Here is a 23,105-nt window from a genome sequence, read left to right as displayed (position 1 = left end):
CTTCATTCCCCCCATGCCAGCCGAACAGCTGCTAATGCCTGAACAGGGTCTTGTTTCAACAGTTCGGCAAGCGTGGATATAGCCTTCTCCACACTTTGCCGCTCAGCATTCGTTCCAAAATGGTTGATCCGTAGAAGATGGCCAAATAATTCTCCGTCTCCGGGAGCCACAATGCCTATAGGCTGCTCAATCCGCAACTCTTGCTTTCCAGAAATCCGCACCGTTGTAGTCAGCGTAGAATAATGTCTGCTGTCCTTTTGCCAAGGCTCAAGCCCCAAGGATTTAATACCAGCTACAGCAGCTGCTGCGGCTCGCTCATGGCGTTTGATTACTTGATCCAATCCTTCTTCTTCAATTCGTGTCAAAGCTTGAGTCAAGGCTCTAGCCTCCAGCGTAGGAATGTTTGGGGCAACCCGCGATGGCGCGGCGTCTCCCAGTGATGGTTTCAGATCCAGCAAGGATAAAATAGAATTGCGTGGAGCATTTTCATTCGACTCAAGAAATTCCCAGCCACGTGGAGAAATACTTACGGCACTAACACCGTTGGGTCCAGCTAAGGCTTTTTGCGCACCTATAACTGCAAAATCAACGGACCATTCATCCACCAGCAGGGCCTCTCCCCCAACCGCAGATACGGAGTCCGACACAGTAATTAGATTGAATTCTTTTGCAATTTCAAATATTTCTTTAGCAGGATTAGAGCCTCCAGTAACCACTTCAGCTTGAACAAAAGAAAGGGCACAAGGTCTAAACTCCTTAATCGCAGAAGCAACTTGGTCGCTAGTGACCACTTCATCAAAAGGAACCTTTACTTCAACAACCGTTGCTCCACCCCGCTCAAGCCATTTTCCAAATAAACTTCCATAAGGACCTGTTACTATATTTACAATGGTTCGACCGGGTGCAGCTATTCCGGCGGCTACCGCCTCGATTCCAAGGATTGCCTCAGCCGGAATAATAACTGGAGGGTGCTCAGTAAACAAGACTTTGGAAATTAAATGTGTTAGCTTATTGTACTCAGCCAGTGAAAGTGGCACGTATCCTTTATGTTCTCGGTTCATAAAAAAACCTCCTGATGTACTTTATTTTGGCATTTTCGGAACCGCCGACAACAGCTCATAACTGTATTCATGTTTAGGACGGATGAAGAATTGGTCCCGCGGACTCTGCTCCACGAGCCTTCCTTGCCGCATAACTGCTACCGTATCGCTAATTGCATTGATTACTCCTAGATCATGAGAAATAAAAAGCATGGTGAGATTAAGCTCAGCCTTCAGCGTATTGAACAGTTCGAGCACACTAAGCTGCACAGATACATCCAACGCACTTGTAGGTTCATCCGCGATCAGGATGTTTGGCTCAACACTTAATGCACGAGCGATCGCTATCCGTTGACGCTGGCCGCCGGAAAATTCATGCGGGAATTTGTCTAACGCCTTTTGTTCTAAATGAACTTGATTCAAAAGCTCTTTGCATCTTTGTTCAACATCTGTACGCCCCACTATTTTATGAAACAATAAGGGCTCGGAAAGAATTTGCCTAATCGAATGTTTAGGATTTAGCGAAGCATCTGGATTTTGGAAAATCATCTGGATTGTTTTGTGCTGCTCACGGCTTCTTTTCTTTTTTAATTCTTGGGTTCCCAACAGAATCTGTCCCTCATTTGGGGCAATCAGTCCAGCAATTACTCGCGCCAGCGTAGATTTCCCTGATCCGGATTCTCCAACAAGCCCAAGGGTGGTGTGCTGCTCAAGATTCAGATTGATATGATCCAGTGCAGTAAAGCCGCCATAATGAACAGTTAAATCTTTTATTTGTAAGGCTAATTCCATGAGTCTCTACTCCCTTCAAGCTCTGGCAAAGGAAGCACCGAATCAATCAGCATCTGTGTGTAAGGGTCTTTCGGATTTCGCAAAATATCAAGGGTATTGCCCTGCTCAACAATCTGTCCCTGTTTCATTACACATAGCCGTGAACACAAGTTTGCTGCAATCGCTAGGTTATGCGTAACAAATACCATGGCAAAACTGAGCTCATGCTGGAGGCTCGTGATCGTCTCAATAATTTGCCGTTGAACCGTGACGTCCAGTGCCGTTGTCGGCTCATCACAGAGAAGTATGCCTGGCTTGCACGCCAGTGCCAGAGCGATGACTACCCGTTGACACTGACCGCCTGACAGCTGACTCGGATACCGGTCCTTTTTCTTCAATGAATCGGGGAGACCAAGCCTTTCGAGCAGTTCCAGTGCAATTACCCGCGAAGTCTTACGGCTTACTTTCTGTCTGTAATACACAACTTCAGCCAGTTGTTTGACAACCGTACAGAGCGGATCAAGCGCACCTCTTGGATCTTGAAATACCATCGCACTGCTTACGTCACTTTTAATGGTGCCACCAGTCTGTTCAACACCATTTGGAAGCAAGCCTAAAATTGCACGCAGCGTAAGCGATTTTCCTGATCCCGATTCACCTACTAATCCCAGACTCTCCCCTCTACCCAGCGAAAAACTAACATTATTGACCAATCTCTCATTTGACTTAGCTGCCAGCGATAGCGCCTCTATTTCTAAAATGGGTTGTATAGACATTATTTTTTCCTCCATATGTCTGCCAAACCATCACCTAGGAGCGACAAAGCTATCCCCGTATACACCACTGCAAATCCCGGAACGGCCGAGAGCCACCAAGCTGTAGTGATGAAGGGCTGTCCATCTGAAATCATTGTCCCCCAGTCAGGAGTTGGCGGTGTAATGCCGATACCAAGATACCCGAGTGTAACAATGGCAACAAGCAATCCAATCATATCTGTCATAAGGACGACCACGGCTTGCGGAAGTACATTCGGCAGGAGATGACGCAAAATAATTTTCACTCCTGGTAGCCCTAAGGTTTGAGCGGACGCCACCCATTCCTGATTACGAAAAGAAGCACTAAGACCTCTGACGACACGGGCAAAGACAATCCATCCTACAAAGATAAAAGTAATATAAATGCCTCGTTCTCCTGCTCCACTTGCAAAAGCCACGATAATAACGATCAGATAAAAAGGAAAGGCGATGAATGTATCTGACAACAGCGTAATAACTGTATCGATCCATTTGCCGTAATATCCTGCCAGCATTCCTAGAAATACACCTGTGCAAAAGGGAATGATTTCTGCCAAGACCATGATTTTCAAATCAGTCCTCGCTGCATAAACCAGTCTGGTAAACAGATCACGCCCTAATTGATCAGTTCCCAACCAATGTTCGGCTGACGGAGGCTGTAAAAAGGCACTCAAATTTTGCTCAGAGGGGTCATAAGGACTTATATAAGGTATAAACACAGTCAAGAGAATAAGAGCTGCAAACATAATAATTCCCACTAGAAGTGATGGGGTATTCCATATTCGCTTTAAGCCGCTTGTTATCTTACCGTCTTCATACAATCGCGAGTCTAGTCTTATAGTTTTCATTGTTTTCCTTTCGTTCTGGGATCAAGCCACCAGGAAATGATTTCAATCAAGAGACTGATGATCACAACAGATAGCGCACAGTAAAGTGCTATTCCTTGAATAACCGGAAAGTCCCGTTTCGAAATTGAGGTGAACAATAAGCTGCCAATTCCCTTAATTCCAAATACCTGCTCAACGACCAAGGTGCCTCCGATTAAATAAGAAATATTCACACCCAGCAGCATTAACGTAGGAAGAGCAGAGTTGCGCAGCACATGTTTAAATAAAATAACCCTGTTTGGTATGCCCGCAGCCTTAAGGGTGACTACAAAATCCGATTCTAACACTTCAAGCATCTGCGCTCTTAATGAACGAACAAGCGTAGGAACCTGTGAAAAAGCAACAGTGACTGCTGGAAGTGCAAGACTATGCAAGGTTCCGACCCACCCTTCACTTACTCCCCCAACAGGGAACCAGCCAAGCCGGACACTAAAGAGCAAAATTAAAAGTAAGCCAACCCAGAAGATTGGCATACCTAGAGTAATTGTAGGAAAAATACGTATCAAATGGTCCAGCAGTTTATCCTTATGCGTAGCGGCTACCGTAGCGAGCAGAAGGGATACAAAAATCGCCAACACACAAGCCATCACGATGAGCAGCAAAGTAACAGGGGCCCGTTGTGTAATCAACTCTCTTGTTGATGTCCCCATAATAATGGAGTTTCCAGTATCTCCTTGAGTAAACAGCGTCTTCACAAATCGGATGAATTGCTCCCATAAAGGGAGGTCCAGCCCAAGAGTATGATGCATACTCTTGAGCGCCTCAGGGGTGCTGTATTCTCCCAAAATCATTTTTGCTGGATCTCCCGGCACGATTCGTATGATGAAAAAGACTGCTATCATTACGCAGAAGATCACTGCCAATGCTTTTATAAGAGATATCACAAGCCAGTTGTAAGAACCCTTGCTTCCTTTCGGTTGATTTAACACCTGCTTAGGATTCATCATTGGCTGATGCGGACATCTTCGAAACGGGCACTGCCGTTCGGTAGAACAACGAGACCGTCAACTGAAGAACGAATACCTTTTAAAACATCTGGATAGTAAAGAGGAATATAAGGAACTTCATCAGCAAGGGTCTGCAGCAGCTTAGTATAGATTTGTGCACGTTCATCGCCATCCGCAGTTTTTTGTCCCTCATATAGAAGCTTCGTTACTTCATCATTTGTATAATGCGTCCAATATGATTTGCTGAAGCCTTCCGGATCGGTCTGGAAAGCAATAATTGAGTTCGCTTCAGGGGAATCCGCTTGGCCACTGTTCAGCATTGCCGCAAAATCATATGCGAAGAAACGTTCACGGAAAGTGGCAAGTTCAATCGATTCAATCTCAATCTTAATCCCGATCGTTTGGCCCGCTGCCTGAATAATTTGTGCCTCTTGAGCTCTTGTGCTATTACCGGATGCTACAAGTAATTTGGTAGTGAAGCCATTAGGGAAGGAAGATTTTGCAAGCTCCTCCTTGGCTGCTTCGATATTAAAGTTCAGTGCTTTGATTGTATCATTTGCGTTATAAGGAATCGTTGTTGGCAGCAATGAGTTTGCTGTTTGTGCATAACCAAAGGTTAGCGCCTTGGTCAAGCCCTCACGATCAAGCGCCAGCGCCAGAGCGCGACGGACATGCACATCAGAAAAATGTTCATCCAACGTATTAAAGAACAATTGCTCTGTCACCCAACTACCGTTAGTAACTACTTTAGTGTCAGCCCCGTCTTTAATCTCATTGGCATTTTGCAGAGCCAAAGATTCAATAGCATTAACTTCTCCAGCCTTCAGCTGGTTAATCGCTTGGCTGTCATCTTCAATCAGCTTATAAACGAGCTTATCAATATAGGGTTTACCTTCTTGCCAGTAGAATGTATTCTTAGTGAAGGTCAGATCACCAGCAGTGTCCCATGTTTCAACAACAAAAGGTCCCGTACCGATTGGTTTCTTGAAGAATTCCTCTTCGGATACTCCCCCGAAATTGTTAGGAAGGATACCATTTGAGAAATTAGATAGCTCCGAGATAAATGGTGTATAAGGCTCTTTAAGTGTAATAACAAGCGTTTTGTTATCTTGCGCTTTGATTGTGTCGACCTTTGCGGATATTGCAAGCGGGCCGCCTACCTTCAAGTGCCGCTCAAGAGAGAATACAGCATCTTCTGCGGTCACATCCGTACCATTGGAAAACTTCAACCCATCACGAAGCTCGAATGTATACGTCAGACCATCTTCACTGATATTATGTGACTTAGCAAGCCAATCTACAATTTCACCTTTGCTGTCAAAAGCGACTAATGATTCAAAGACTTTGTCGATTGCAAAAGCATTGTTGGACGTAATCTGATTATGCAAATCCAGCGAAGTTACAGAAGCAGGTCGTCCATAGACGAAAGTCCCTCCCGTTGCAGGTTCTGCAGTTTGAGGACTTTGAGTTGCCGGACTCGCACTTTCCTGTGCCTCTTTATTTGAATCAGCCTTATTATTAGACCCCGAGCACCCTGCAATTAACATCAATAGCAAAACTGCTATTGCCCCCAACAGAATTGGTTTCTTAATAGATACACTAAAGTACGACATAATTCGCTCCCCCTATAATTCTTATATGTTTAGTATGAATTGTATTATGGGTTAAACACTCTAGTCTGTCAAACATAATTTAATTTGCAACAATCCTTAAGTAAATATACATAACAAAAAGACCACTGTCGATTACTCAACAGTGGTCTTGCGTGCTTGGCAACGTCCTACTCTCCCAGGACCCTTCGGTCCAAGTACCATCGGCGCTGGAGGGCTTAACGGTCGTGTTCGGGATGGGTACGCGTGGAACCCCTCCGCTATCGCCACCAAACATGCGTCTGTGAAACAGACGCTGCCGCGTGAAATTCGGTTCATCACCTGAAGTGACAATGAATTTCTAAGCGTATTTCAGGCTTGATGCCTGAAAACTGAATCCGAAACAAATCTGCATTTTAAGTATAGGATAAGCCCTCGACCGATTAGTATTGGTCAGCTCCATGCATTACTGCACTTCCACCTCCAACCTATCTACCTCGTCGTCTTCAAGGGGTCTTACTAATTGGGAAATCTCATCTTGAGGGGGCTTCACGCTTAGATGCTTTCAGCGCTTATCCCGTCCGTACGTAGCTACCCAGCCATGCTCCTGGCGGAACAACTGGTGCACCAGCGGTACGTCCATCCCGGTCCTCTCGTACTAAGGACAGCTCCTCTCAAATTTCCTGCGCCCACGACAGATAGGGACCGAACTGTCTCACGACGTTCTGAACCCAGCTCGCGTACCGCTTTAATGGGCGAACAGCCCAACCCTTGGGACCTACTTCAGCCCCAGGATGCGATGAGCCGACATCGAGGTGCCAAACCTCCCCGTCGATGTGGACTCTTGGGGGAGATAAGCCTGTTATCCCCAGGGTAGCTTTTATCCGTTGAGCGATGGCCCTTCCATGCGGTACCACCGGATCACTAAGTCCGACTTTCGTCCCTGCTCGACTTGTAGGTCTCGCAGTCAAGCTCCCTTATGCCTTTGCACTCTGCGAATGATTTCCAACCATTCTGAGGGAACCTTGGAACGCCTCCGTTACTCTTTAGGAGGCGACCGCCCCAGTCAAACTGCCCGCCTGACACGGTCCCCGTACCCGATAAGGGTACTAGGTTAGAACCTAGATACGATCAGGGTGGTATCCCAACGGCGCCTCCACCGAAGCTTGCGCTCCGATTTCTACGGCTCCCACCTATTCTGTACAGATCGTACCCAAATTCAATATCAAGCTGCAGTAAAGCTCCATGGGGTCTTTCCGTCTTGTCGCGGGTAACCTGCATCTTCACAGGTATTAAAATTTCACCGGATCTCTCGTTGAGACAGCGCCCAAGTCGTTACGCCATTCGTGCGGGTCAGAATTTACCTGACAAGGAATTTCGCTACCTTAGGACCGTTATAGTTACGGCCGCCGTTTACTGGGGCTTCGGTTCATAGCTTCGGGTTACCCCTAACCACTCCCCTTAACCTTCCAGCACCGGGCAGGCGTCAGCCCGTATACTTCGCCTTGCGGCTTCGCACAGACCTGTGTTTTTGCTAAACAGTCGCTTGGGCCTTTTCACTGCGGCCCCCTCGTGCTATTCACACTACCGGGGCACCCCTTCTCCCGAAGTTACGGGGTCATTTTGCCGAGTTCCTTAACGAGAGTTCTTCCGCGCGCCTTAGAATTCTCTTCTCGCCTACCTGTGTCGGTTTGCGGTACGGGCACCTTCTCCTGGCTAGAGGCTTTTCTTGGCAGTGTGAGATCATGACCTTCGCTACTATAATTTTCGCTCCCCATCACAGCCCAGCCTTAACGATGTGCGGATTTGCCTACACATCAGCCTCACTGCTTAGACGGACATCCATCAGTCCGCGTCACTACCCTCCTGCGTCACCCCATCGCTCATAGCGGATTACGGTGGTACAGTAATTTCAAACTGTTGTCCTTCGACTACGCCTTTCGGCCTCGCCTTAGGTCCCGACTTACCCTGAGCGGACGAGCCTTCCTCAGGAAACCTTGGGCTTTCGGCGGATCAGATTCTCACTGATCTTTTCGTTACTCATACCGGCATTCTCACTTGTGTAGTGTCCAGCGCTCTTTTCAGTACACCTTCAACCCCTACACAACGCTCCCCTACCCCAGATACATACGTATCTAGCCATAGCTTCGGTGGTGTGTTTAGCCCCGTTACATTTTCGGCGCAGAGTCACTCGACCAGTGAGCTATTACGCACTCTTTCAATGGTGGCTGCTTCTAAGCCAACATCCTGGTTGTCTGTGCAACTCCACATCCTTTCCCACTTAACACACACTTGGGGACCTTAGCTGATGGTCTGGGCTGTTTCCCTTTTGACAATGGATCTTAGCACTCACTGTCTGACTCCCGGCAATAAGTATATGGCATTCGGAGTTTGACTGAGCTTGGTAATCCTTGCGGACCCCGCACCCAATCAGTGCTCTACCTCCACTACTCTTATACCGAGGCTAGCCCTAAAGCTATTTCGGGGAGAACCAGCTATCTCCGAGTTCGATTGGAATTTCTCCGCTACCCCCACCTCATCCCCGCACTTTTCAACGTACGTGGGTTCGGGCCTCCAGTGCGTGTTACCGCACCTTCACCCTGGACAGGGGTAGATCACACGGTTTCGGGTCTACGTCCACATACTAATTCGCCCTATTCAGACTCGCTTTCGCTGCGGCTCCACCTTCTCGGCTTAACCTTGCATGTTAAACGTAACTCGCCGGTTCATTCTACAAAAGGCACGCCATCACCCATTAATAGGGCTCTGACTTTTTGTAAGCACACGGTTTCAGGTTCTATTTCACTCCCCTTCCGGGGTGCTTTTCACCTTTCCCTCACGGTACTGTTTCACTATCGGTCGCCAGGTAGTATTTAGCCTTAGCAGATGGTCCTGCTGGATTCATACGGGGTTTCACGTGCCCCGCACTACTCGGGATCCGTCTCGGAGAGAACACAGTTTAGGTTACAGGGCTTTTACCTCTATCGCGGGCCTTTCCAGACCTCTTCACCTACCATATTCCTTTGTAACTCCATGTGAGACGTCCCACAACCCCTAAGAGCAAGCTCTTAGGTTTAGGCTGTTCCGCGTTCGCTCGCCGCTACTGACGGAATCACTATTGTTTTCTCTTCCTCAGGGTACTTAGATGTTTCAGTTCCCCTGGTCTGCCTCTACATTTCCTATGTATTCAGAAATGAGTAACTGCGAATTACCACAGCTGGGTTTCCCCATTCGGACACCCCCGGATCAAAGCTTGCTTACAGCTCCCCGAGGCAGTTTCGTTGTTCGCCACGTCCTTCGTCGGCTCCTGGCGCCTAGGCATCCTCCGTGTGCTCTTATTAGCTTAACCTTGATTCTTCCGAAGAAAAATCTCACTAATAACATTTACTTGTTTACACAAGTTGCTAAAAGATGTTCTAAAACGCAAATTCGTTTCGGTATCCAGTTTTCAAGGATCAAGTCTTACTTGAGAGCTTAAACTCTCAAAACTGAGCAACGAGTGAGTAACAGGCCTAAACCTGAGTTTTGGAAGCTTAGCTTCCGATTTGAATGTTCTCATTGCAGAGAACGATTCTCCATAGAAAGGAGGTGATCCAGCCGCACCTTCCGATACGGCTACCTTGTTACGACTTCACCCCAATCATCTACCCCACCTTCGGCGGCTGGCTCCCTTGCGGGTTACCCCACCGACTTCGGGTGTTGTAAACTCTCGTGGTGTGACGGGCGGTGTGTACAAGACCCGGGAACGTATTCACCGCGGCATGCTGATCCGCGATTACTAGCAATTCCGACTTCATGCAGGCGAGTTGCAGCCTGCAATCCGAACTGAGACCGGCTTTGATGGGATTGGCTCCACCTCGCGGCTTCGCTTCCCGTTGTACCGGCCATTGTAGTACGTGTGTAGCCCAGGTCATAAGGGGCATGATGATTTGACGTCATCCCCACCTTCCTCCGGTTTGTCACCGGCAGTCACTCTAGAGTGCCCAGCATTACCTGCTGGCAACTAAAGTTAAGGGTTGCGCTCGTTGCGGGACTTAACCCAACATCTCACGACACGAGCTGACGACAACCATGCACCACCTGTCTCCTCTGTCCCGAAGGCCGCTGCTATCTCTAGCAGATTCAGAGGGATGTCAAGACCTGGTAAGGTTCTTCGCGTTGCTTCGAATTAAACCACATACTCCACTGCTTGTGCGGGTCCCCGTCAATTCCTTTGAGTTTCAGTCTTGCGACCGTACTCCCCAGGCGGAGTGCTTACTGTGTTAACTTCGGCACCAAGGGTATCGAAACCCCTAACACCTAGCACTCATCGTTTACGGCGTGGACTACCAGGGTATCTAATCCTGTTTGCTCCCCACGCTTTCGCGCCTCAGCGTCAGTTACAGCCCAGAAAGTCGCCTTCGCCACTGGTGTTCCTCCACATATCTACGCATTTCACCGCTACACGTGGAATTCCACTTTCCTCTTCTGTACTCAAGCCACCCAGTTTCCAGTGCGACCTCAGGTTGAGCCCAAGGTTTAAACACCAGACTTAAATAGCCGCCTGCGCGCGCTTTACGCCCAATAATTCCGGACAACGCTTGCCCCCTACGTATTACCGCGGCTGCTGGCACGTAGTTAGCCGGGGCTTTCTTCTCAGGTACCGTCACTCCGATAGCAGTTACTCTACCGGACGTTCTTCCCTGGCAACAGAGCTTTACGATCCGAAAACCTTCATCACTCACGCGGCGTTGCTCCGTCAGGCTTTCGCCCATTGCGGAAGATTCCCTACTGCTGCCTCCCGTAGGAGTCTGGGCCGTGTCTCAGTCCCAGTGTGGCCGTTCACCCTCTCAGGTCGGCTACGCATCGTCGCCTTGGTGGGCCGTTACCCCACCAACTAGCTAATGCGCCGCAGGCCCATCCCTCAGTGACAGATTGCTCCGTCTTTCATTCTTCTCTCAGGAGAAAAAAGAAATTATCCGGTATTAGCTACCGTTTCCGGTAGTTATCCCAGTCTGAAGGGCAGGTTGCCTACGTGTTACTCACCCGTCCGCCGCTAAGTCACTTTGAAAGCAAGCTTTCAAAGTGACTCCGCTCGACTTGCATGTATTAGGCACGCCGCCAGCGTTCGTCCTGAGCCAGGATCAAACTCTCCAATTAGTATTGAAAAGAGCGATATGCTCATTTTGAAACATCTGACGAGAAAATTAATTCTCTAATTTGGATTTCACTTGCGTGATTTCCTACTCACTCGTTGTTCAGTTTTCAAAGATCAAGTTCTCGTTGGCGCCGTTTAATGTCTCAGCAGCAACTCTTATACTATATCATGTTCGGCTATTTAATGTCAAGCTCTTTTTTAACTTCTTTTTCGAGCTCGGCATGTGTATTTCTTGGCCGGACTTAGAATATATCATGTATGGAGATGCATTGCAAGTCTTTTTTTGAAATATAATAGATAAATGAGAGACTGTGCTGCCATAAGCCTCAATACTGCGATATATAATGGCTAGCACAGCCTTATTCCCTTGTACCTACGCCCTAAGCAATGATCTCTTGAATATACAATTCACGTTCCAACATCAAGTTAACTATTGTTTCCTCTATTTTAACCATCGGACGTGTAGGGTTTGCGCGATCTGTGAAGATAATCTCCCCATGACGGCCATCACTTAATTTGATTCTAGTGCCATTAAAGAGATCAGTACTCTTCTGTATAAACGTCTGCACAATCACTGGGTCAAGCTTACCGAAGCTTTCTGTCAGAATCTGCTCTAGTACCAAATAAGGAGACTGTGCTCTTCTGTAGGCTCTTTCTAAGGTCATAGCATGGAATATATCTGCTACTGCGACTACTTTAGCGTAGAAATGAATCTGACTGCCGTCCAGCTTCAATGGGTAACCAGAGCCATCAATCTTCTCATGATGCTGCAAGGCGGCAAGTCTTACCCCTTCATTAATCGCTGTAACATTGCGTAATAATTGATAACCATATGTAGTGTGTCGGCGAACCTCTTCTATTTCACTATTGTTAAGTGACTCCGGTTTCTGTAAAAGTGAGCTGTCTACTTTTGCATTGCCGATATCATGTAATAATCCTGCAAAAGCAATCTGCATCCAATCCTTTTGTGGGTACCCACACCACTGAGCAATTTTATAGGATGTCAACGCGGACAACACAGCATTGTGATAGTTGTAATCCTCATACTTTAAAGTGCGCGGTGTAAACTTCAAGACATGATAATCCTTCAAATAACCTATTAGTGTCTCTAACTGACTGCGAAGCTCAAAAATAGGAAGTGAAGCTGCCGTTACCGATCGATAGCTGTTCTTAATAAGAGTGAGCATTTTATCGTATTCATCATGTAGAGGAGAATTAGTCTTGGCCAACATCGATTCGTTGATAATGGCTCCAGCTTTAGGGGAAGCTTGCTTAGCTGTTGTCTTGGCTCCATCCGAACTGGCCTCACCTTGGTCACCTTCGATTTCCACTTGCCCAATCAAAAAAGCCTGTAAAATATCTAGATCACGAGGGAGCAATATTTTTCCCTTAGTGAATAAAGTCCCCCCTAAAGGTGTAATTACATCCTTTATTATCTTTGAGCCTGCTTTAACTTCTCCAACCAATATATTTGGCATATACTCAGCCCCTTAATTTCTATAAGCCGTACACCCAGCATTACCTCACATTGATAAGACAGATAATTTCTGAGAAATTAGTACTTTATAGGATTCTATTGGCTAATTATAGTACGGATAAATGGAAGACACTAGTGCAGTGAAAACTATTCTTTCAAAATATTTATTTTATTTTTTGAAGCATCGGTCATTCAAAAAGCAACAAAAAGAGCAAGAACTTCTGTAATAGAAGCCCTTGCTCTTTTTTGAATTCAACCTATTCTAAGTCAGTGTCTTCGTCCTCAGTCAGGATCTCAGGCTGATCAATATCGCCAGATTCCTCGACTGTATCTTGCCCATCCAGGCCTTCTTGCCCTTCCAAGCCTTCCAGACCTTCCACTTCCTCAGATTCATCCTCTTCGTTCTTGTCAGCTCTACACAGGGTAGCTACTGCGTCATCCTCACGGATGTTAATCAGCTTAACCCCTTGAGCATAACGGCCCATAGTAGAAATTCCATCCATGCTGGTACGAATCAGGGTACCGCTAGTCGTAATAATCATTAAGTCTTCATCCTTCTTAACGACCTTAAGACCCACTACAGGACCATTCTTATCGGTGAGATTAATGGTCTTGATCCCTTTACCGCCACGAGTCTGGGAACGATAATCACCGGCTGGTGTGCGTTTACCATAGCCCTTGGTAGTAACAATCAGAACCTCAAGCTCCTTATCGACACAGTCCATACCAATGACATGGTCATTACCGTCAAGCGTAATGCCCTTAACGCCAGTCGCGCTACGTCCCATAGAACGCACATCATTCTCTGAGAACGTGATCGACATTCCGCGAGCTGTACCGATAATGAGATTTTGCTGTCCATCAGTCAGCTTAACCTCGATTAGGGAATCTTCTTCACGAAGATTAATAGCAATAAGACCGCCTTTACGGATGTTGTTATAATCCCCAAGAGGCGTCTTCTTCACGATACCCTCGCGGGTAGCAAAGAATAAATATTTGTCGCTATCGCCATCTTCCACTTGGATTACCGCACTAATCTTCTCACCTTGTTCGATTTGAATCAGGTTGATGATTGGCGTCCCCCGGGCTGTACGGCCCAATTCTGGGATCTCATAAGCTTTAATCCGGTAAACTTTACCCTTATCGGTAAAGAACATCAGATAGTTATGAGAGTTACTCACGAAGAGATGCTCCACGAAATCCTGGTCCTTGGTGTCCATCCCCATGACTCCGCGACCTCCGCGCTTCTGACTGCGGTAGGTGCTGACAGGTAGACGTTTGATATATCCTGTATGTGTAATAGTGATAACAACCTCTTCACGTGGAATAAGGTCTTCATCCAGGATACTTTCTTCACCAACCGTAATCTCTGTCCGGCGTTCATCAGAATATCTATCGCGGATATCCTGCAACTCGTTGCTGATGATTTCCAGTACAAGATGCTCGTTAGCCAGAATTTCACGGTACTCTGCAATTTTAACGATCAATTCGTTATATTCATTCTCGATCTTTTCCCGTTCCAGACCGGTCAGACGTTGCATCCGCATATCGAGGATAGCCTGAGCCTGCTCTAAACTGAGGCTAAAGGTGCTCATTAATCCTTCGCGGGCTATATCAGTTGTCCGTGAAGCACGGATTAACGCAATCACTTCATCCAGATGATCAAGCGCAATGCGCAGACCTTCTAAGATATGAGCGCGTGCTTCAGCTTTTTTAAGATCAAATATAGTACGACGACGAATAACTTCAATCTGGTGCTGCAAATAATGATAAAGTACATCACGCAGATTAAGAATTTTCGGCTCGTTATTTACGATGGCAAGCATGTTGATCCCAAATGTGGATTGCATAGAAGTATGTTTATATAGATTGTTTAATACTACATTTGGATTAACATCGCGTCTCATCTCAACAACTACACGCATACCGTTACGGTCAGACTCATCTCGAAGATCCGTTATACCTTCGATCCGTTTCTCACGTACTAATTCTGCGATTTTTTCAACCAATCTTGCTTTGTTAACCTGGTATGGAAGCTCATGCACAATGATGCGAGCCTTGCCGTTGTTCTCTTCGATCGTTGCCTTCGCACGCATGGTTACTGAACCACGCCCCGTACGATAAGCCTGACGAATGCCCTCACGACCCAAAATATATCCAGCCGTAGGGAAATCCGGACCTTGGATAAACTCCATCAATTCCATTGGCGTGATATCAGGATTCTTAATCATCGCCTGCACACCATCGATAACTTCACCAAGGTTATGCGGTGGAATATTAGTAGCCATACCTACAGCAATACCAGATACCCCATTTACGAGCAGATTCGGATAACGGGCTGGCAATACAACCGGCTCATTCTCTTCACCATCATAGTTGGGTGCGAAGTCAACTGTCTCTTTGTTCAAATCACGAAGCATTTCGCCTGCAATCTTGGAGAGACGGGCTTCTGTGTACCGCATCGCCGCGGCCATATCACCATCAATCGAACCAAAGTTCCCGTGACCGTCTACAAGCATATAGCGCATCGAGAAATCCTGAGCCATCCGTACCATTGTTTCATAGACAGCTGAGTCACCGTGAGGGTGGTACTTACCGATAACCTCACCGACGATTCTTGCAGATTTCTTATGAGGCTTATCCGCAGACATTCCAAGCTCCGACATCGCAAACAAAATGCGTCGGTGAACCGGCTTGAGTCCGTCCCGCACATCTGGCAAAGCCCGGCTAACAATGATGCTCATTGCGTAATCCATAAAGGATTCACGCATTTCCACGCCAATGTCCCGATCTTTGACTTGTGGGTTATTTTGTTCAGCCATGAGTTGCTGGACCTCCTTCAGTTAAAAAACCGCTACCCTTAATTATATTACTTTCACAAAAGTAGCACAATTAAACATGATAGCCTTTTATCTTCTAATATTGATTTCTTTTTGCGCTTATCAGGGTATTTGCCCTTTCCGCAAATATCTTTACTACATAGACTGTAAAGACAAGAAACACGGTTTTATTATCCTAATATCGTTCGATAAGGCATAACCCCATATCCTTATATTATACCATTGTTTAGGTAGCTTGTCCTGATTTTCAGCTGTCAAAGATTATGCTGCCACTGCATTTTTTACAACAAGGAACCCAAAGGACCTATTCCTGCACAAAACTCATAAGGAGGAAGATAATGAAGATTCAACGCGTCCCAAGCAAATGGGCTAAAACGAAAGTCATCCTTCAAAATCACTCTCTATTGCAATATGTGCCTGATACCCGTAAATTCGATGTCAATGCTCTTAAGGAGATGCTTGCGTTATATACAATGGTCTATATTAAGCCAGATCGAGGAAGTTATGGTATCGGTGTAATGAGAGCTGAGCAGCGTACTGTAACTCTTAGCACTAGCAAACAGAAAGCTGAACACGGTACCGACCTCGATAACGTTAATAAAGAAGAGCCTGAAGAACAGATCTTGTATATTTTAAGATATGGGAAGACTGCGGAAGTGTTTTTCTCACCAGAAGAGCTGTATGAGAACTTACAGAAACGAATTCAGAATCGAACCTATTTGATTCAAAAAGGGATTGACCTTCTGCGTCATCAAGACCGCCCTTTTGATCTTCGGGTTCTTACCCAAAAGACTCCATCAGGAGTATGGGAAACAACAGGAATGCTTGGAAGAGTAGCTGCCCCTCAAAAAATCGTCACCAATTATCACAGTGGAGGCAGTATCCTTTCCGTAAGTACTCTGCTAAAAAATTATATGCCGCCCTCTGAAGTCCTAGTTACGGTCAATCACTTAAAAGCTTTGGGTATACAAATCGCGACACAGCTTCAATCTGCCTATCCAGGAATCAAAGAGATTGGTCTGGATATTGCCATGGATCAACATCTGGATATGTGGCTGCTGGAAGTCAACACTCTTCCGTCCATTGCTGTATTCAAATTATTTCCTGATAAATCAATCTATCGTAAAATACATCGCTATGCCGTAGCCTATGGACGTGTAAAAGCAAGAAAATCCCCTTATTCGACACGCAATAAACAATCTACAAGAGCCTAAAAAGAAGCTTGAAATCAAAGAACCTCCAGCGTTCTCATTCCGTTAGGAATAGAAGCCGGAGGTTGTATTAAATATTGTTTTTACACATCAAGGTATCTAACGTTCTTGGCATGCTCATGGATAAAGTCACGTCTTGGTTCAACATTGTCACCCATAAGTGTATCAAAAATACTATCTGCCAGCATCGCATCTTCAATCGTAACCTGGAGCATCATACGGGTCTCAGGGTCCATCGTTGTGTCCCAAAGTTGGGTTGCATTCATCTCTCCCAAACCTTTGTAACGTTGGACGTTAACCTTAGCATTTTCTCCAAAAGAAGCGATAATATCATCGCGTTCCTTCTCGCTGCCTGCGTAGCGGATAACCTTATTGCGCTCAATCTTAAAGAGAGGAGGCTGTGCAATATAGATATAACCCGCGTCTACTAGCTTCCGCATGTAACGATAGAAGAACGTTAATAATAGCGTTCTAATATGGGCTCCATCGACGTCGGCATCGGTCATAATAACGACTTTATGGTAGCGAGCCTTCGATAAGTCAAAGTCATCGCTGATCCCTGTGCCCAAAGCCGTAATGATGGCGCGGATCTCCGCGTTAGATAAAATACGGTCAAGGCGAGCTTTTTCAACGTTTAGGATCTTACCACGCAACGGTAGAATCGCTTGGAAATGGCGATCCCGTCCTTGCTTAGCCGATCCACCCGCTGAGTCACCTTCGACGATGTATAGTTCGCTGATCGAGGCATCCTTGGATGAACAGTCGGCGAGTTTACCAGGCAGAGCACTGACTTCAAGCGCACTCTTCCGACGGGTTAACTCACGTGCCTTACGGGCAGCTTCTCGTGCGCGCGACGCGGAAAGTGACTTCTCAAGAACGCGACGTGATACTGCTGGGTTTTCTTCCAGGAACTCTTGTAATTTCTCTCCGAACAGTGATTCTACGATACCCCGCACTTCACTATTTCCGAGCTTAGTTTTCGTTTGACCTTCGAATTGTGGATCTGGAATTTTGACAGAAATAATGGCTGTCAATCCTTCACGCACGTCATCACCAGTCAGATTCGAATTGCTATCCTTCAGTACTCCCGCTTTACGAGCATAATCGTTGATGATACGGGTCAGCGCACTTTTAAAGCCGGATTCATGCGTTCCGCCCTCATGCGTATTAATATTATTCGCAAAAGAGTAGATGTTCTCAGTATACGAATCGTTATATTGGAGAGCCACTTCAACTTGGATCATATCGCGTGAGCCTTCCACGTAGATCGGATCCTCATGTAGTGCTTCTTTTTTCTCATTCAAATATTTCACATATTCAACGATACCACCCTCGTATTTGAACACGTTGGTGACATCCGTCCGCTCATCATGAAGTGAAAGCTCGATTCCTTTGTTAAGAAAAGCCAGCTCCCGAATACGAGTAAGCAGTGTCGAATATTCAAAAACTGTGGTTTCCGTAAATATTTCAGGATCCGGATGAAAGGTTGTAGTCGTTCCTGTCTCATCTGAATCGCCAACGATTTTGATATCATACTGCGGTGCACCACGTCTATATTCCTGTTGGTAGATATGACCGTCACGTTTGACCTTAACAAGGACCTTTTCAGACAAGGCATTCACTACAGAGATACCCACACCATGCAAACCACCGGAAACTTTATATCCGCCACCGCCGAATTTACCGCCTGCATGCAGCACGGTCATTACGACTTCAAGCGTCGACTTCTTAAGCTTTACATTCTCACCTACAGGTATGCCACGTCCATTATCGATAACAGTGATCGCGTTATCCTCATGTATAATCACTTGAATCCGGTCACAATAACCTGCGAGTGCCTCATCGATACTATTATCGACGACCTCCCATACCAAGTGATGGAGACCTTTAGAACTAGTCGAACCAATATACATGCCCGGACGTTTCCGAACCGCTTCCAGCCCTTCCAGTACCTGAATCTGGCTCTCATCATATGTCGGTTGATTCATTGACATGCCTTCACCTACTTCTTTCTGATTATCTCTTTGTTACCCAATGCAAGTTATATTTCGAGCAAAATTTTGGCTCTTTTTTTAAGAGTGGAGGAGGAAATGGGGGAGTAATACACGATATTTTTAGTTACGACAATAGATTTTGCTTCCTCTTCGCCAATCCGCTCAAGCTTCTTATCCTGCTCAGAGTGAATAACGAATTGCTTAGATACCTTGGAAGATTTCTCAATCGAAATATCAAATATAGCAATTAACTCCGAAGACCTAATGATCTTCTCCCCGCCCAAATGAATATACATGATCGTCCTCCGCTCTTTTATAACTCAACTTTTCCATCATGAACATGAAATAGGCTGGCGCCCTTTAATTTATCGGCATTCAGACCCTCAATTCCTGTAGCGGTAATGAATGTCTGTACCTTGCTTTGAAAGGTTTCAATAAGCTGGGTCTGGCGGTAAGGATCAAGCTCGGATAAAACATCATCAAGAAGCAGCACAGGATATTCTCCGATTTCCTCATGGATCAGCTCGATTTCCGCCAGCTTAAGCGATAAAGCCGTGGTACGCTGCTGTCCTTGAGAACCGTAGACCTGAGCTTCCCTTCCGTTGATAAAAAAGGACAGGTCATCCCGATGGGGACCCGTCAGCGTCATGCCGCGCCTGATTTCTTGTTCTCTCGTTTGTGATAACTTTAACATAAAATTGTCTAATAAGACAGCTTCATCTTCCTCATCCCGATCGCCGAAAGAGGGGACATAGAGCAATTTCAGTTCTTCTCCGCCGTTCGTAATCCCCCGGTGAATGCTTTCAGCCCATATTTGCAGCTTCTTTATGAATTGTTTCCTTTTTTTGACGATTTTAACACCATGCTCTACAAGTTGAGCATCCCAGATTTCCAGAAGCTCTTTCCCTGCAGCCTCTTTTCCCCATAATTGCTTTAAGAGATTACCTCTTTGCAAGAGAATTTTTTGATACTGCTGTAGGTGAAATAGATAACTAGGCTGGACTTGGCCGATCTCCATATCAAGAAAACGCCGTCTGATACCAGGGGTCCCTTTTACAATCTCTAAATCTTCCGGTGCAAACATGACCACATTCAGAGATCCAACAAACTCACTAAGGCGCCGCTGCTCCAAACCATTGATCTTGGCTTTTTTACCTTTGGCAGATAGGGTGAGCTCCAGCTTGAGATCGCCATACTTGCGTTCCACCTCGGCAACGATCTGAGCTGCATCTCCGGGGGCATCGAAGGAGATAAGTTCGCGGTCCTTAGAGGTGCGGTGGCTTTTGGTCATCGCCAGGACGAACAATGCCTCCATGAGGTTTGTTTTGCCTTGGGCGTTCTGACCCAGAATCAGATTCACATCGCCCAGGCTCTCCAGACGCAGCAGCCCGTAATTCCGATAATGCTGCAGACCGATATTTTTAACAAACACGAAATGGTTCCTCCCCTAGCGTACTACTCTTTTACTCCTCCGCCTTCAACCTCAAAGGTACCGTTATCCTGCACTTCGATTTTGTCACCCGGATAAAGTTTTCTGCCGCGCCGTTCCTCTACCTCTCCGTTGACCAATACGTGACCTTCCTGCAATAAAGCTTTGGCCATTCCACCTGTGGATACACAATCTGCGAGTTTCAGAAATTGGTCCAGCTTAATGTATCCACTGTGGATAAGTATTTTTTTCATGGTTTTTATCCTTTCAGCCACTTATCCACATGTTCATGAATGTTGGCATTAATTTGTTGTACGGTAAGGCAAAATGATATACAAGCTATTGGTTTGGTCAAGTGGTTTCAAAATGATCGGACTCATCATCCCTGTAAATGCAATGACGAGCTGCTCGCTCTCTATGACCTTTAATACATCAAGCATATATTTCGAGTTGAAAGATATTTTGAGAGGTTCACCTTTGAAATCAATGACTTCAAGTTCCTCGCGAACCTTACCCAGCTCTGATGAGCTTGAAGAAATTTCAATACCGCCTTGATCAAGCGTCTGCATACGAACAATATTTGTTTTTTCTTCCCGGGACAGCAAATAAGCACGATCAATCGATTCGCTTAATTTTTTTGTATCTAAAGTTAGTTCTGTTTTGTAGGTTGTTGGAATAATTCTAGAAGTATCAGGATAAATCCCATCTAGGATCCGTGAATAAAACAGTACTTTGTCGATTTTGAAGAGAACTTGATTATCCGCAACGACAATATCAACCAGCATATTTTGGTCAGGGATAATTTTGCTGAGCTCATTAAGGGTTTTACCGGCAATAACAATATTTCCGAAATTGACATTTTCCGTGCCTTCAAGTTTAGCAGCTCTTGTTGCCAAGCGGTGACGGTCAGTCGCTGTAAACTTAAACTCATTGTCGCTCAGATTCCATAGTATACCCGTTAATATCGGAGTTGTCTCTTGGGTAGAAATAGAAAAGGCTGTTTGTTTAATCATATTTTTCAGCAAATCACCTGGTAGAGAGATCGTGTCATTCTCTTCAATGCTCGGTAACACTGGGAATTCTTCAGGGTCTAAACCTACCATCTGAATCTCAGTGGATCCGGAAGAAATGTACGTTTGGAATCCTTCTTTTACTTCCATGTGGATTTCTTTGGAGGGCAGCTTCTTAATAATCTCGACGAAAAATTTAGCGGGAAGGACAACACTTCCTGGCTGATCTATCTTCACGATGGTGTGGCTGTCATTCTCTGCTGGAATAAACGATTGAATAGAAATATCGGTATCACTTGCAGTTAATGTGACGCCTTGATGGCTAACTTCCAGTTTAATACCGGTCAAAATAGGGATTGTTGTTCTGCTGGATATAGCTTTGGATACGTGTTGAATGGATTCGTTGAGCTCATTTTTAAGAATGCTTATTTTCATGATTTCACTCCTAGCTGAAAAATTGGGAATTTCGATGGATTTGAGTCTGTTAATTACGCGTCTTTACATGATGAATTATTATAGTTATTTAATAGTATTAGTAGTAGGGGCGACGAATATGTGGATAACCCCACCAAACAGCATAAAATTAAGCCTACCCACATGTGTATAGATTGTGTATAGGCTCTTTGTTCCTCTTAGGAAGGATTTTTAATTTTCTCCGCAAGATTATTTACCACTTTGTACAACTCCTGATCGACCTTTAATGCCTGTGTAATTTTATCGTGCGCATGAATTACGGTCGTATGGTCACGTCCTCCGAAAGCCTCACCAATCTTAGGCAGCGAATAATCCGTTAGTTCACGGGATAGATACATTGCGATTTGACGTGGAAACGCTACGGCTTTGGTTCTTTTGCGTGCTTTGAAGTCTTCAAGGCGCAAATTGTAGTATTCTCCGACTTTTTGCTGAATATCAGCGATGGTGATCATCTTGGGACGACTGGAAGGAATAATATCCTTGAGCGCTTCAGCTGCCAAATGAGTGGTTACATCCTGGTTGGTAAGCGAAGAATAAGCAACTACCCGGATTAATGCACCCTCAAGCTCACGAATATTGGTGTCAATCTGGTTGGCAATATACATCATGGCCTCATTAGGGATATCAAGGTTCTCTGCCTTAGCCTTTTTGCGTAAAATCGCAATCCGGGTCTCCAGATCTGGTGGTTGAATATCCGTAATCAAGCCCCATTCGAACCGGGAACGCAGCCGTTCTTCCAGTGTGGGAATTTCCTTTGGTGGTCGGTCGCTGGAGATGATAATTTGCTTGCGTTCTTCGTGGAGCGCATTGAAAGTATGGAAAAACTCCTCCTGTGTAGACTCTTTTCCAGCGAGGAATTGAATGTCGTCGATAAGCAAAATGTCAACATTACGATACTTGTTACGGAAGCTTTCACCGCGGTTATCACGGATCGAATTGATAAATTCATTCGTGAATTTCTCAGACGAGATGTAAATTACCTTGTTATTTGGGTTATGTTCCAGGACATAGTGCCCAATTGCGTGCATCAAATGGGTTTTGCCCAGACCTACACCACCGTATAAAAACAAGGGATTGTATGCTTTGGCTGGTGCTTCGGCTACTGCCAGTGAGGCTGCATGCGCAAAGCGGTTCCCAGAGCCGATTACAAAGGTGTCAAAAGTGTACTTTGGATTGAGCAGATGCGTTTGTGCTTCTTCTCTTGATACTACGGGAGTCGGAGCGGATTGTTGAACCACAAGCTCAGGCGGCTTGCTTTCTTCAATCACGAATTTTACATCCACTTGTTTCCCTGTGACTTCGTAGACGGTTGCTCCTACCAGTTTGGTGTAACGACTTTCCAGCCATTCTACTGCAAACGTTGTAGGTGCCGAGATAATGAGAACCTGGGAGTTGAAGGTTATCGCTTTAGTAGCCTTAAACCAGGTATCAAAGCTCGGCTTGCTTAATTTGGTTTGAATAATCGATAAAATTTGCTGCCATAATTCGGAAGTATGGCTGTCCAC

At 45.7% G+C, this 23,105-nt stretch carries 15 protein-coding genes and 3 rRNA genes; 1 reads left to right on the top strand and 17 read right to left on the bottom strand.

Annotated elements, in window-relative coordinates:
* Window positions 1-2 precede the first annotated feature (2 nt).
* The 11 genes from MHB37_RS00090 to gyrA form a co-directional block, all read right to left on the bottom strand.
* Window positions 3-1,061, bottom strand: coding sequence for an alanine--glyoxylate aminotransferase family protein (locus tag MHB37_RS00090; RefSeq protein ID WP_076307474.1), 1,059 nt, complete (start codon window positions 1,059-1,061; stop codon window positions 3-5).
* A gap of 21 nt (window positions 1,062-1,082) precedes the next feature.
* Window positions 1,083-1,832 carry an ABC transporter ATP-binding protein gene (locus MHB37_RS00085; protein ID WP_076195266.1) on the bottom strand — a complete coding sequence of 250 codons (750 nt, stop codon included), beginning with the start codon at window positions 1,830-1,832 and terminating at the stop codon, window positions 1,083-1,085.
* Entirely contained in the window at window positions 1,823-2,587 is a 765-nt protein-coding gene (locus MHB37_RS00080; protein WP_076195269.1) for an ABC transporter ATP-binding protein, read from the bottom strand. The genes MHB37_RS00085 and MHB37_RS00080 overlap by 10 nt, the downstream gene beginning before the upstream one ends.
* The gene (locus MHB37_RS00075) at window positions 2,587-3,453 is read right to left on the bottom strand and encodes an ABC transporter permease (protein ID WP_139330225.1); all 867 of its coding nucleotides are present in this window, start codon (window positions 3,451-3,453) and stop codon (window positions 2,587-2,589) included. Before MHB37_RS00075 ends, MHB37_RS00080 begins: the two co-directional genes overlap by 1 nt.
* The gene (locus MHB37_RS00070; RefSeq protein ID WP_405169574.1) at window positions 3,450-4,436 is read right to left on the bottom strand and encodes an ABC transporter permease; all 987 of its coding nucleotides are present in this window, start codon (window positions 4,434-4,436) and stop codon (window positions 3,450-3,452) included. Before MHB37_RS00070 ends, MHB37_RS00075 begins: the two co-directional genes overlap by 4 nt.
* Window positions 4,436-6,052, bottom strand: coding sequence for an ABC transporter substrate-binding protein (locus MHB37_RS00065; RefSeq protein WP_076195273.1), 1,617 nt, complete (start codon window positions 6,050-6,052; stop codon window positions 4,436-4,438). Before MHB37_RS00065 ends, MHB37_RS00070 begins: the two co-directional genes overlap by 1 nt.
* Window positions 6,053-6,206: 154 nt before the next feature.
* Window positions 6,207-6,323 (bottom strand): 5S ribosomal RNA (gene rrf, locus MHB37_RS00060).
* 128 nt (window positions 6,324-6,451) lie between these two features.
* Window positions 6,452-9,377: ribosomal RNA gene (locus MHB37_RS00055) — 23S ribosomal RNA — on the bottom strand.
* A 232-nt stretch (window positions 9,378-9,609) separates the two neighbouring features.
* A 16S ribosomal RNA gene (locus MHB37_RS00050) occupies window positions 9,610-11,167 on the bottom strand.
* The 16S, 23S and 5S rRNA genes sit together here, the layout of an rRNA operon.
* Window positions 11,168-11,545: 378 nt before the next feature.
* Entirely contained in the window at window positions 11,546-12,643 is a 1,098-nt protein-coding gene (locus MHB37_RS00045) for an HD-GYP domain-containing protein (RefSeq protein WP_076124333.1), read from the bottom strand.
* A gap of 256 nt (window positions 12,644-12,899) precedes the next feature.
* Entirely contained in the window at window positions 12,900-15,464 is a 2,565-nt protein-coding gene (gene gyrA / locus MHB37_RS00040; protein WP_036677722.1) for a DNA gyrase subunit A, read from the bottom strand.
* Window positions 15,465-15,820: 356 nt separating this feature from the next.
* Between gyrA and MHB37_RS00035 the strand changes: the two genes are divergently transcribed.
* Window positions 15,821-16,696, top strand: coding sequence for a YheC/YheD family protein (locus MHB37_RS00035; protein ID WP_076307608.1), 876 nt, complete (start codon window positions 15,821-15,823; stop codon window positions 16,694-16,696).
* Between the two features lie 80 nt (window positions 16,697-16,776).
* Here the strand turns inward: MHB37_RS00035 and gyrB are convergent, their stop codons facing one another.
* From gyrB to dnaA, 6 genes are all read right to left on the bottom strand, one after another.
* Window positions 16,777-18,687 (bottom strand): DNA topoisomerase (ATP-hydrolyzing) subunit B, encoded by a 1,911-nt coding sequence (gene gyrB, locus MHB37_RS00030; protein ID WP_036677726.1) that lies wholly within the window; start codon window positions 18,685-18,687, stop codon window positions 16,777-16,779.
* A gap of 47 nt (window positions 18,688-18,734) precedes the next feature.
* The gene (remB, locus tag MHB37_RS00025; protein ID WP_036677731.1) at window positions 18,735-18,983 is read right to left on the bottom strand and encodes an extracellular matrix regulator RemB; all 249 of its coding nucleotides are present in this window, start codon (window positions 18,981-18,983) and stop codon (window positions 18,735-18,737) included.
* Window positions 18,984-19,000: 17 nt separating this feature from the next.
* Window positions 19,001-20,119, bottom strand: coding sequence for a DNA replication/repair protein RecF (gene recF, locus MHB37_RS00020; protein WP_036677733.1), 1,119 nt, complete (start codon window positions 20,117-20,119; stop codon window positions 19,001-19,003).
* 23 nt (window positions 20,120-20,142) lie between these two features.
* Complete coding sequence (yaaA, locus tag MHB37_RS00015) at window positions 20,143-20,370, bottom strand: S4 domain-containing protein YaaA (protein ID WP_036677736.1); 228 nt, start codon at window positions 20,368-20,370, stop codon at window positions 20,143-20,145.
* A gap of 48 nt (window positions 20,371-20,418) precedes the next feature.
* Window positions 20,419-21,561 (bottom strand): DNA polymerase III subunit beta, encoded by a 1,143-nt coding sequence (dnaN, locus tag MHB37_RS00010; RefSeq protein WP_036677739.1) that lies wholly within the window; start codon window positions 21,559-21,561, stop codon window positions 20,419-20,421.
* Window positions 21,562-21,758: 197 nt separating this feature from the next.
* Complete coding sequence (gene dnaA / locus MHB37_RS00005) at window positions 21,759-23,105, bottom strand: chromosomal replication initiator protein DnaA (protein ID WP_036677741.1); 1,347 nt, start codon at window positions 23,103-23,105, stop codon at window positions 21,759-21,761.

The organism is Paenibacillus sp. FSL H3-0286, from assembly GCF_045040705.1.
Taxonomy (GTDB): domain Bacteria; phylum Bacillota; class Bacilli; order Paenibacillales; family Paenibacillaceae; genus Paenibacillus_AQ; species Paenibacillus_AQ odorifer.
This window is presented reverse-complemented; position numbering and strand designations above follow the sequence as displayed.

Coding starts and splice junctions, on each gene's coding strand:
- MHB37_RS00090 (WP_076307474.1), bottom strand. CDS start 1,061: ATGAACCGAGAACATAAAGGATACGTGCCACTTTCACTGGCTGAGTAC.
- MHB37_RS00085 (WP_076195266.1), bottom strand. CDS start 1,832: ATGGAATTAGCCTTACAAATAAAAGATTTAACTGTTCATTATGGCGGC.
- MHB37_RS00080 (WP_076195269.1), bottom strand. CDS start 2,587: ATGTCTATACAACCCATTTTAGAAATAGAGGCGCTATCGCTGGCAGCT.
- MHB37_RS00075 (WP_139330225.1), bottom strand. CDS start 3,453: ATGAAAACTATAAGACTAGACTCGCGATTGTATGAAGACGGTAAGATA.
- MHB37_RS00070 (WP_405169574.1), bottom strand. CDS start 4,436: ATGAATCCTAAGCAGGTGTTAAATCAACCGAAAGGAAGCAAGGGTTCT.
- MHB37_RS00065 (WP_076195273.1), bottom strand. CDS start 6,052: ATGTCGTACTTTAGTGTATCTATTAAGAAACCAATTCTGTTGGGGGCA.
- MHB37_RS00045 (WP_076124333.1), bottom strand. CDS start 12,643: ATGCCAAATATATTGGTTGGAGAAGTTAAAGCAGGCTCAAAGATAATA.
- gyrA (WP_036677722.1), bottom strand. CDS start 15,464: ATGGCTGAACAAAATAACCCACAAGTCAAAGATCGGGACATTGGCGTG.
- MHB37_RS00035 (WP_076307608.1), top strand. CDS start 15,821: ATGAAGATTCAACGCGTCCCAAGCAAATGGGCTAAAACGAAAGTCATC.
- gyrB (WP_036677726.1), bottom strand. CDS start 18,687: ATGTCAATGAATCAACCGACATATGATGAGAGCCAGATTCAGGTACTG.
- remB (WP_036677731.1), bottom strand. CDS start 18,983: ATGTATATTCATTTGGGCGGGGAGAAGATCATTAGGTCTTCGGAGTTA.
- yaaA (WP_036677736.1), bottom strand. CDS start 20,370: ATGAAAAAAATACTTATCCACAGTGGATACATTAAGCTGGACCAATTT.
- dnaN (WP_036677739.1), bottom strand. CDS start 21,561: ATGAAAATAAGCATTCTTAAAAATGAGCTCAACGAATCCATTCAACAC.